Consider the following 10,308-nt stretch of genomic DNA (forward strand, 5'->3'; position numbering starts at 1 on the left):
GGGGCGGAGGCGGGGGTGAGGACAGTCAACGACCCCTGTGGTCGAAGAAACAGGCGTGGCGCTGTAAAAAGCCTGTTACTGCCGTTCTGAAAAAAGCGCACAGGGCGTCCGGGTGACTTACGCTCATCGCCTCGTTCGTCGATCCGGAAGTAACTTCCTTCATGCCTGAAAAAAGTGCGCACCGCCGCAAGAGCACCTCGGGCGTCTCCTCACAGGCCGAGCACGTCCTCGAACTCCTCGCCTCCGGGCAGGCAGCCACCCGCACCGAACTCGCCGAACTGCTCGGCGCCGCGCCCTCGACGATCTCCCTCGCCGTGGGCCAACTGGTGTCCCTGGGCCTGGTCGCCGAGCACGGCACGCGCTCCTCGACCGGCGGCAGGCCGCGCAAGGTGCTGCGGCTGGGCGGCAGCGACGGCTTCGCGGTCGCGGCCGAACTCGGCGGCAAACACGCACACGTGGGGGTCGTGCTCCCCGGCGGTGGACTCACCGACGTGTCGACCGTGCCCTTCGCCACGGCGGACGGCCCGGAGGCGGCGCTGCCCGGCCTCGCCGAGACGCTCACCGCGCTCGCCGACCGGCACGGGCGGGACCGCCTGCGGGGCGTGGGGCTGTGCCTGCCCGGCCCGGTCGACATCGCCTCCGGGATCGTCACGCTGCCCGCCCGGATGCCGGGCTGGAACAGGTTCCCCATCCGCGACTGGCTCGCCGAACGCTTCGAGGTACCGGCCGCCGTCGAGAACGACGCCAACTGCATGGCCGTCGGCGAACACACCGTCCAGCCCGCCGAACGACGCCAGTCGATCATGGTCAAGGTGGGTACCGGGATCGGCGCCGGAGTCATCGCCGACGGCCGCCTCTACCGCGGCGGCACCGGCGCCGCCGGCGAGATCACCCACGTCCGCGTCGAGGCCGCCCAGGACACCCCCTGCTCCTGCGGCAACACCGGCTGCCTGGAGACGGTCGCCTCCGGCGCCGCCCTCGTCCGCATCCTGCGCGGCCACGGCCTCGACGTGACGACCACGGAGGACGTCGTACGCCTCGCCACCGACGCCCACCCCGAGGCAACCCGAGCGGTCCGCCAGGCCGGCCGCTACCTCGGCCAGGTCCTCGCCGCCAACGTCAACTTCTTCAACCCGGACGCCGTGTATCTGGGCGGCATCCTCTCCACCCTGGAACCCTTCGTCGCGGCAGTCCGCAGCCAGCTCTACGAGGGCTGCCACCCCCTGGTGACCGAACACCTGGTGATCGACCGAGCGAGCCTGGGCGCGGACGCGGGCCTGGTGGGCGCGGGCCAGTTCGCCCTGCAACAGGCCTTGGCGCAGGCATTGCAGACGGTCACGGACAGACCGGCGACGCGCTAGGTCCTTCAGGGGCGCCGGGCTGTGTCCATGTGCGGCTCCGCCGCGTGGACGCGGCCGGCTCCGACCAACCCGCACCCACCACACAACCTGGAGCTCCCGTGCCTTCATCCCGCCCCACCATCGCCATCGCAGGCCTGGGCATCGAATCCTCGACGTTCTCCCCGGCCCGCACCGAAGCCCCCGCCTTCCACCCCCAACGCGGCCCCGAAGTCCTCACCCGCTACCCCTTCCTGGCCCCCGGCACCCCGCTCAGGGAAGCCGCCGACTGGCAAGGCGCCCTCGTGGGCAAGGCCCTCCCGGGCGGCACGGTCACGGCAGCCGCGTTCACTCGACTCTCCGACGAACTCATCGACCGGCTAAGGGAATTGGGCCCCCTCGACGGCCTCTGGTACGACATCCACGGCGCGATGACAGTCGAGGGCCTGGACGACGCGGAGGCCCACCTCCTCGCCCGCATCCGGGAAACCATCGGCCCCCACACACTCGTGTCGACCTCCATGGACCTCCACGGCAACGTCTCCCGTGAACTGGTCCACGCCTCCGACCTGATCACCTGCTACCGCATGGCCCCGCACGAGGACGCCATGGACACCAAGGAACGCGCCGCCCGCAACCTCGTCGACCTCCTGGCGAGCGGCGCCCCCCGCCCGGTGAAGGCCTGGATCCCGGTACCGGTACTCCTCGCGGGGGAGCAGACCTCCACCCGTATCGAACCGGCGAGGAGCGTCTACGCGGCCGTAGAGGACGTGGAAGCGAAAGACGGGGTCACGGACGCCGCGATCTGGGTCGGCTACGCGTGGGCCGACGAGCCCCGCAACCGGGCCGCGGTCGTCGTCACCGGCCCGTCCGCCGCCCAAGTCACTGCAGGCGCCGAACAGTTGGCGCGCGGCTTCTGGGAGGCCCGGCACGACTTCGCGTTCGTCGCGCCGACCGGGACTCTGACCGAGTGCCTGGACGAGGCCCTCGCCTCCACCGCCCGCCCGTACTTCATCAGCGACACCGGCGACAACCCGACCGCCGGCGGTGCGGGAGACGTCACCTGGGGCCTCCAACAGGTCCTGGAACGCCCGGAGTTCAAGGACCAGGACGGCCCGACGGTCATCTACGCGTCACTGCCGGGACCGGCCGCCGTAGCGGTCCGGAACGCCCGGAGCGCGCGGGTGTCGGCGCCACCGTGACCGTCACGGCGGGGGCGGAGGTCGACGACCGGCACGCGCCCCCGCTCACCCTCACCGGTGTCGTCCACTCGGTCCGGCGCGGCGACCGGGACGCGGAGACCGAAGTGGTCCTCAGGGTCGGCAGCGTGTATGTGATCCTCACCCGGCTGCGGAAGCCGTACCACCACGAACACGACTTCACGGACCTGGAGTTGGACCCGCGCTCCGCCGATCTCGTGCTCGTCAAGATCGGTTATCTCGAACCCGAGCTCTTCGCCATGGCCGCCGACTGGAAGATGGCCCTCACCCCGGGCGGGGTCGACCAGGACCTGGTCCGGCTCGGCCATCACCGCATCCGGCGGCCGATGTTCCCCTTCGACCACGCCATGCCCGATCCGGATCTCACGGCCCGGATCGTCAACTCCTCGGACGAGCCGCTCACCGGGGCGGACGAGTGAGCTTGCCGCCCCCGCCGTCCTCGATGGCCGCCTCGATCAACTGGTCCAGCAGCGCGATCAGTACGTTCCGGCACGAGTCGCGCTCCCGCGCGTCGCACAGCAGCACCCGGACGTCCTCCGGGAGGGCCAGCGCCTCGCGCACCGCCTCCGCGGGGTAGGGGTGTTCGCCGTAGAAGCCGTTCACGCCCACCACGAACGGGATGCCCCGGCGTTCGAAGAAGTCGACGGCCGCGAAGCTGGACTTCGGGCGGCGGACGTCGATCAGGACGACCGCGCCGAGCGCGCCGAGCGCCAGGTCGTTCCACATGAACCAGAAACGCTGCTGGCCCGGGGTGCCGAACAAATACAGCACCAGGTCCTGGCCGATGGTGATCCGGCCGAAGTCCAGGGCCACAGTGGTGGCCCGTTTCTCCTCGATGCCGTCGAGGTCGTCGACGGCGAGGCCCGCCACGGTCAGCGGTTCCTCGGTGCGCAGCGGCGCGATCTCGCTGACCGCACCGACCATGGTGGTCTTGCCGACGCCGAAGCCCCCCGCGATCAGGATCTTGACCGTCTCGGGTGGCGCGGGTGCCGGAGCGATGGTGTCAGAGCCGGTCAAGGCCCTCCCTCACTTTCTGCAGCAGGTCCATGTCCGGGCTGGTACGGGAGACCGGGTGCGGCGGACGGGCCGTGATCATCCCCGCCTCCAGCAGATCGCAGAGCATGATCACCACCACGCTCACCGGAAGGTCGACAAGGGCCGCGACCTCCGCCACCGCCAGCGGCTCGGCGCACAGCCGCAGGATGCGGGACTGCTCCGGCTGCGGGCGGGGCGCCCGCGCGGGCGCCGGATCGACCGCGGTCACCGTGGTGATGAGGGTGAAATCGGCGCGGCTGGGCCGGGTTCTGCCACCGGTCAGCGTGAACGGCCGTACGAGCCGCCCCGCCGCGTCGCCACCGCTCACCTCACTCGCCGGCGCCGGCCGCGGGGCCGACGCCGGCCCGCGGCGCGGCGCTGAGATGCTCGCCTATCTTCTTCACCAGCATGTTCATCTGGTAGGCCACGACCCCGACGTCCGCGCCCGGACCGGTCAGGACCACCAGATGCGCGCCGGGGCCCGCCGAGGTGAGGATCAGATAGCTGTTCGCCATCTCGATCAGCGCCTGGCGCACCGGACCGCCCCGGAAGTCCATGCTGACCCCCTTGCTGAGGCTCATCAGCCCGGACGCGGTGGCCGCGAGCCGCTCGGCGTCGTCGCGCAGGAACCCGGTGGACTTGCTGACGACCAGGCCGTCCTCGGACAGCACGACGGCCTGGTTCACCTCGGCCACCCGGTCCACGAGTCCGGTGAGCAACTGGTCGAGCTGGGTGTGCGTGGCGGGGACGGGTCGTGTCATGGCGGAGTCCTTCATGAGCGATCGGCGGGCGGATTGGGGGAGGCTGCTGCTTCCTCCCGGTCGTACTGCGTCGGCGCGTCGTCGTCGATGGTGTCCCGCGCCCGGAACGTGCCACGCTGGAACCCGGCCAGCGAGGATGCCGCGCGTTCCGCGGTGAAGTCTTCCAGCTCCAGGTCCTCCTCGACCGGGGCGGCCTCCTCCCGCAACTCACTGGCCAGACTGGTCTGCGGCACCCGCCGAGGCAACGGGGTCAGCCCGCCGAGCCCGGCGGTGACCGACTCGGACTCGGGCGACCGCGCCGGCGGGACGACGGGCCGGGCCTTGGGCGCGGGACTCGGCGCGTCAACTGTCCGATCGGCCAAGGCGGTTGACGCCGGGACCGCCGCCTTCTCCGCCTTTTCCGCTACGACGGCCTCGGCATCGGATACTCGCGCGGCGCCCCGAGCCGACTCCTCGGGTGCCTCGGGTGCCTCGGGTACGACGATGTCGTGCGGGATCAGCACGATCGCGGTCGTCCCGCCGTACGGCGAGGAGCGCAGGGTCACCGCGATCCCGTGCCGGACGGCGAGCCGGGCGATCACGAACATGCCCAGCCGCAGGTCGTCGGCGAGGGCGACCACGTCGAACTGCGGGGCCACCGCGAGCTGTTCGTTGAGCGAGGCGTAGTCCTCCTCGGACATGCCGAGCCCGCGGTCCTCGACCTCGATCACGAGGCCCTTGGCGACCATCGCGGCCCGCACCCCGACGGGACTGGGCGCGGGGGAGTACACGGTCGCGTTGTCGATCAGTTCGGCCAGCAGGTGGATCACGTCCGCGACCGCGGGCGGCGCCAGGCACACCTCCTCCTCGGTGTGCACCTCCACCCGCTGGTACTCGGCGACCTCGCCGACGGCGCTGCGCAGGATGTCGATCAGCGCGACCGGCTCGGTCCAGCTGCGGCGCGGCTGCTCACCGCTGATGACGACGAGGTTCTCCTCGTAGCGGCGCAACTGGCTTGCGGTGGAGTCCAGTTCGTACAGGCCGCGCAGCACCTCGGGGTCGTCGTGCCGGCGCTCCAGCTGGTCGAGCTTGGTGAGCTGGAGGTTGACCAGGTTCTGGCTCTGCCGGGCGATGCCGAGGATGACCTTCTGGAAACCCCGCCGGGTGTCGGCGAGTTCGACCGCGGTGTGCACGGCGGTGCGCTGTGCGGTGTTGAACGCCTGGGCCACCTGGCCGAGTTCGTCGTTGCCGTAGTCCAACGGCGGGGTCGCCGACTCCACGTCGATCTTCTCGCCCCGGTTCAACCGGGCGACCACGTCCGGCAGTCGGTCCTCGGCGAGGCTCAGGGTGGCCATCTTCAGGCCGCGCAGCCGGCGGGACAGGGAGCGGGTGATCCGCCAGGACATGACGACGCACAGCAGCAGCGCGCCGAGTCCGCCCGCGCTCAGAGAGGCGGCCGTGACGAGCAGGTTGTGCGCCTTGTCTGAGCTGCGGTCGAGGAGTCCGGACGTCTGCTGCCTGATCAACGACTCGTACTCTTCGGCGACTTGGGACAGTGCCGCGTTCCACTGCTTCTGCTCGTCGGGCAGGATGATCTTGCCTGCCGTGCCGTTGTCCGGCACCGCCTTGCCCGCCGTACCGGCCGTGAGCACCGCGTCCTCCGTGGACTCCAGGGTGCTCCACTCGACGCTCTGCAGGATGTGCTCGATCCGCGTCTTGGTGGCGCCCTGGAACCCGGTGGCGATCTGGTCCTCGACCAGCCAGCGCCGGGCGTGCACCAGCTCGGCGAACTGCTCCCACGCCGCGTTGTCGACGTGTCCGGAGGGCCACGCCAGCGTCAACTGCGCGTCCTCCTGCGAGACCAGCTCCGCTCCGTGCTCCAGCGCGACCAGCGGTTCGGCCTGCGAGGTGAGGTCGCCGTCGTCGACCTGGGACAGCTGCTGGAAGGCCTGGATCTGGTCGTCGATGATCGAGGTGTACTGGTCCAGCACCTGCTGGGGCGTGATGTCGGTGGGCTTGTCCACCTGGCTGCGGTAGTACTCCAGGCTGTCCACCGACGCGACGACCGAGTACATCCGGTCCCGGATACGGGTGGGCGCCTCCTTGATCGCGCCGGACTGGGCCACGAGTTGGGCCACCGCCTTGTCCGTCGCCGCGCGCTGGGCGTCCAACGCGGCCTGCGAGCCGTGTGGATCCGCCATCCACGCCGCCGAGAGACTGCGCTCCTTCTGGAGCGCGAGCGCGGCCTCGGTGCCCATGGCGCCGGTCGACCTGCTCAACTCCGTCTGCGAGCGCAGCCGTAGCCCCTCCGTGAACATCTGGCTCGTCGTCAGGCCCCACATGGCGGCCAGCGTGATGCTGGGGACCAGGGCGAGCAGGATCAGGGAAAGACGTATGGAACCGACGCGGCGCCGGGCACCTGTCCGTGGAGACATCGTGGTCGTCCTCGCTACATCCTCGTACGAAGTGTCCGGTCAGCGCGTTCCGTTGGCCGCGAACTTCGCGACCGCGCCGACGTTCGTCTTCGTCACGAACGCCGGACCGGTGAGCACGGGAGCCACCCCGCCGCCACTGATGTTGCCGTTGGTCTTGTACAGCCACAACGAGTCCACGGCCAGATAGCCCTGGAGATACGGCTGTTGATCGACCGCGAACTGTACGGCCCCGCTCTGCACGGCCTTGACCAGGTCCTGGTTGAGGTCGAAGGTCGCGACCTTGGCACTGCTGCCCGCCGCCTTCACGGACTTGACCGCCGCCAGGGCGAAATCGGCGCCCAGCATGACCACTTCGTCGATGCTGGGGTCCTGCTTCAGCCGGTCCGTGACCCCCGCGGACACGGCGTCCATGTCGGTGCCGTCCACATAGAGGTTGTCGGTCTCGCCGGTGAACGTCTTCTTCACGCCCGCGCAGCGCGCCTCCAGGGCCACATTGCCCCGCTCGTGGATCACGCACAGCGCGTGCTTGGCCTTGAAGGCGTCCAGTTTCTCGCCGACGGCGCGGCCCGCGACACTCTCGTCCTGCCCGAAGAACTCCAGGATGCCGTCCGACTGCCAGGAGTCGATACCGGAGTTGAGGCCGACCACCGGAATGTCCGAGGCCTTGGCCTGCGCGATCGGCGCCTTCATCGCGTCCGGTTTGGCGAGCGTCAGCGCGATGCCGTCGACCCCGTCCCGGATCGCGTCCCGCACCAGCTCCGCCTGTCCCGTGGCATCGGCGTCGCTCGCGTACGTCAGCTCGACGCCGTCCTTCGCCGCGGCGGCCTCGGCGCCCTTCTGCACCAGCAGCCAGAAGGCGTCGCCCTTGCTCGCGTGGGTGACCAGCGCGATCTTGAGCCGAGCCTTTCCGGCGGCACCGGCCGTGTCCGTACCGGAGTCGGAACCCCCGGTCCCGGAGCAGCCGGAGAGCAGCAGGGAGCCCGCCACGGCGAGGGTGAGCGCCGTGCCGCGTATGAGACGGACGGGGGCTTGAGATGCGGGAGGAGTGGTCATGGGGGGTGCGGCACCTCGCTGTGCGGCCGAGCCTGAGGACGGGGAGAGTTCGCCCGGGGCCGTATGAGGTACGCCGGCCGGGAGTCTCCCGTTGGCTCGGAGCAAATCGTGTGTGACCGCTGGTAGTCAAGTGAGCAGCGACATGGAGTGAGTTGTTGCTGCCGCATTGTGATCATCTCGACGTCGTACGGAAGTTGATGGGGTGAAGCGCGGGAGAATCGGTGGTTACGGCTTCCGGGCCACCGCACCGTACATCGCGATGTCCGCGTCCCTGATCGGTTCGGTGTCCGTCCCGTCCGGTCGCCACTTGTGCACCTGGACGATACCGGGCCCGACGAGTTCGAGCCCCTCGAAGAACTCCTCGGCCTCCGGATACGTCCGCAGACGCATCGGCATCCCGCGGGCCGCGTACTCACGGGCGACCCGGCCCACCTCGTCCGGCGCGAACTCGGCCGTGCCGATGGACATCGCCAAGTAGCTGCCGGAGGGCAGGGGTTCGAGGAGCCGGCGGACGATGCCCACGGCGTCGTCCGCGTCCAGCACGAAGTGCACGATCGCGATCACCGTCAGCGCGACCGGTTCACCGGCGTCGAGCGTCCCGCGGAACTCCGGCGCGCGCAGGATCGCCGCCGGGTCCAGCATGTCGGCCTCGACGTACGCGGTCCGGCCCTCGGGCGTGCTGTCCAACAGGCCCTGGGACAGGGCGAGTACGAGCGGGTCGTTGTCCACGTAGACCACGCGCGCGTCCGCTGCCGTCGCCTGCGCGATCTCGTGGATGTTCGGCGAGGTCGGGATGCCGGAGCCGATGTCGAGGAACTGCCGTATGCCCGCCTCGCCGGCGAGATACCGCACGGCCCGGTTCATGAAGTCGCGGTTGGCCCGCATGTGCACCGGCATGGCGGGCCACTCGCGGATCATCGCGTCACCGGCCTCCCGGTCGGCGGGGTAGTGGTCCGTACCGCCCAGGATGTAGTCGTAGATCCGGGCGGAGTGGGCGGTGGTGGTGTCGACGCGGCTGTGATCGGGCAAGACGGGGCTCCCTGAGTGAGATTTCGCGGTCACGGGTGTCGCCGATGGAAGAAATCCTCGATCCCGGACCTCCGGCTGGAAGGGGCGTCCTCGCGATTCCACGCTTCGGTCATGAGTCAACTCAGCGCACACTCACGGTCGACGACCCCCGCGGGGTCCTACCCACGGCGATGGTCGGCACTCGTCGCCCTGCTCCTCGCGGAGGCGATGAACCTGCTCGACGCGACGGTCGTGCAGGTGGCCGCGCCCGCGATCCACGCCGAGCTGGGCGGATCGGTGTCCGACGTCCAGTGGTTCACCACCGCCTACACCCTGCCGTTCGCGGTACTGCTGATCACCGGCGGCCGACTCGGCGACATCGCGGGCAGGCGACGGCTGTTCGTGCTGGGCGTCACCGGATTCACCCTCGCGTCCCTCGCCTGCGCGCTGGCCCCGGATGTGGGGTTCCTGATCGGGTTCCGCGCCGTCCAGGGAGCGTCCGCGGCCCTGGTGATCCCACAGACCATCGGGTTGATCAAGGCGATGTTCAGCGGCGAGGAGATGTCGAGGGCGCTGGGCAGCATCGGCCCCGTGATGGGTCTCGCCGCGGTCTGCGGCCCGGTGCTCGGCGGTGTCCTCACGCACGCCGATCTGTTCGACTCCTCCTGGCGCGCGGTGTTCCTGGTCAATGTCCCGCTCGCCCTGGTCGTCCTCGCGCTGTCCCCCCGGCTGCCGGAGAACCGCGCCCCGAAGCGCCCGACGCTCGACCTCACCGGCACCCTGCTGGCCATGACCGGCACCGGACTTCTGGTCCTTCCGCTGATCGGGGCTGACATCTCCCGGCTGTCCGGGCGGAGTTGGGCTGCGGTGACCTCGGGCCTGCTGATCCTCGCCGGCTTCGCACTGCACCAGCGCCGGGTGGCCGCGACCGGACGCAGCCCGCTGGTGGAACCGAGCCTGTTCGCCCGCCCCGGCTTCCCCGCCGCCCTCGTCGCCTCCACGACCTTCTTCGCGGTGACGACCGGCCTCATGACGGTCGTGGTACTGCAACTCCAACTCGGCCTGGGTGTCGGGGTGTTGAAGGCAGGCCTGACCCTGGCCCCCTGGTCGGTCGGCCTCGCCGTCTCGTCCTGGGCGGCGGGCGCACATCTCGTACGCCGGTACGGGCAACGGGTGATGCTCGCCGGCCTCGGCGTCCTGCTGACCGGAATGCTGGGCGCGATCCTCGTCTACGCCCGCGTGGTCCCCGGCGCCTACCCGGTCCTGCTGCTCCCCGCGCTCGCGGTGGTCGGGCTCGGCGCCGGTCTCTTCACCCCGGCGTTCTTCACCCACGCGCTCAAGCCGCTCCGGGCCCAGGAGTTGGGCTCGGCGGCGGGGTTGCTGAACGCCGTCCAGCAGCTGGGGGCGACCTTGGGGGTCGCGGTCCTCGGGAGCGTGTATCTGGCGAACGCGGGGGCGGGGGCTGGCGCCACGGTTGGGG

Annotated in this window: 8 protein-coding genes and 1 pseudogene; 3 read left to right on the top strand and 6 right to left on the bottom strand. The window is 70.5% G+C overall.

Features of this window, described 5'->3' with window-relative positions:
- The first annotated feature begins 161 nt into the window (after positions 1–161).
- Both JHN63_RS08190 and JHN63_RS08195 read left to right on the top strand, forming a co-directional pair.
- Positions 162–1,361 carry an ROK family transcriptional regulator gene (locus JHN63_RS08190; RefSeq protein ID WP_200678378.1) on the top strand — a complete coding sequence of 400 codons (1,200 nt, stop codon included), beginning with the start codon at positions 162–164 and terminating at the stop codon, positions 1,359–1,361.
- Between the two features lie 98 nt (positions 1,362–1,459).
- Positions 1,460–2,976: pseudogene (locus JHN63_RS08195) on the top strand (M81 family metallopeptidase).
- On the opposite strand, the gene JHN63_RS08200 reads toward JHN63_RS08195, so the two are convergent.
- From JHN63_RS08200 to JHN63_RS08225, 6 genes are all read right to left on the bottom strand, one after another.
- The gene (locus JHN63_RS08200) at positions 2,957–3,574 is read right to left on the bottom strand and encodes an ATP/GTP-binding protein (RefSeq protein ID WP_200678380.1); all 618 of its coding nucleotides are present in this window, start codon (positions 3,572–3,574) and stop codon (positions 2,957–2,959) included. The pseudogene JHN63_RS08195 and the gene JHN63_RS08200 sit on opposite strands and share 20 nt — an antisense overlap.
- Positions 3,561–3,920: a DUF742 domain-containing protein gene (locus JHN63_RS08205; RefSeq protein WP_200678382.1), complete on the bottom strand. Its 360-nt coding sequence runs from the start codon at positions 3,918–3,920 to the stop codon at positions 3,561–3,563. Before JHN63_RS08205 ends, JHN63_RS08200 begins: the two co-directional genes overlap by 14 nt.
- Position 3,921: 1 nt before the next feature.
- Positions 3,922–4,353, bottom strand: coding sequence for a roadblock/LC7 domain-containing protein (locus tag JHN63_RS08210; RefSeq protein ID WP_200678384.1), 432 nt, complete (start codon positions 4,351–4,353; stop codon positions 3,922–3,924).
- A gap of 11 nt (positions 4,354–4,364) precedes the next feature.
- Positions 4,365–6,767, bottom strand: a complete 2,403-nt coding sequence (locus JHN63_RS08215; protein WP_200678387.1) for a nitrate- and nitrite sensing domain-containing protein — start codon at positions 6,765–6,767, stop codon at positions 4,365–4,367.
- A 39-nt stretch (positions 6,768–6,806) separates the two neighbouring features.
- Positions 6,807–7,820 (bottom strand): substrate-binding domain-containing protein, encoded by a 1,014-nt coding sequence (locus JHN63_RS08220; protein ID WP_200678389.1) that lies wholly within the window; start codon positions 7,818–7,820, stop codon positions 6,807–6,809.
- Positions 7,821–8,045: 225 nt separating this feature from the next.
- On the bottom strand, positions 8,046–8,849 hold the full coding sequence (locus tag JHN63_RS08225) for an SAM-dependent methyltransferase (protein ID WP_200678390.1): 804 nt from the start codon (positions 8,847–8,849) through the stop codon (positions 8,046–8,048).
- A 111-nt stretch (positions 8,850–8,960) separates the two neighbouring features.
- On the opposite strand from JHN63_RS08225, the gene JHN63_RS08230 reads away from it, so the two are divergent.
- On the top strand, positions 8,961–10,308 hold a 1,348-nt coding region (locus JHN63_RS08230; protein ID WP_200678392.1), incomplete at its 3' end, for an MFS transporter.

The organism is Streptomyces sp. MBT65 (assembly GCF_016612545.1).
Classification (GTDB): Bacteria; Actinomycetota; Actinomycetes; order Streptomycetales; family Streptomycetaceae; genus Streptomyces.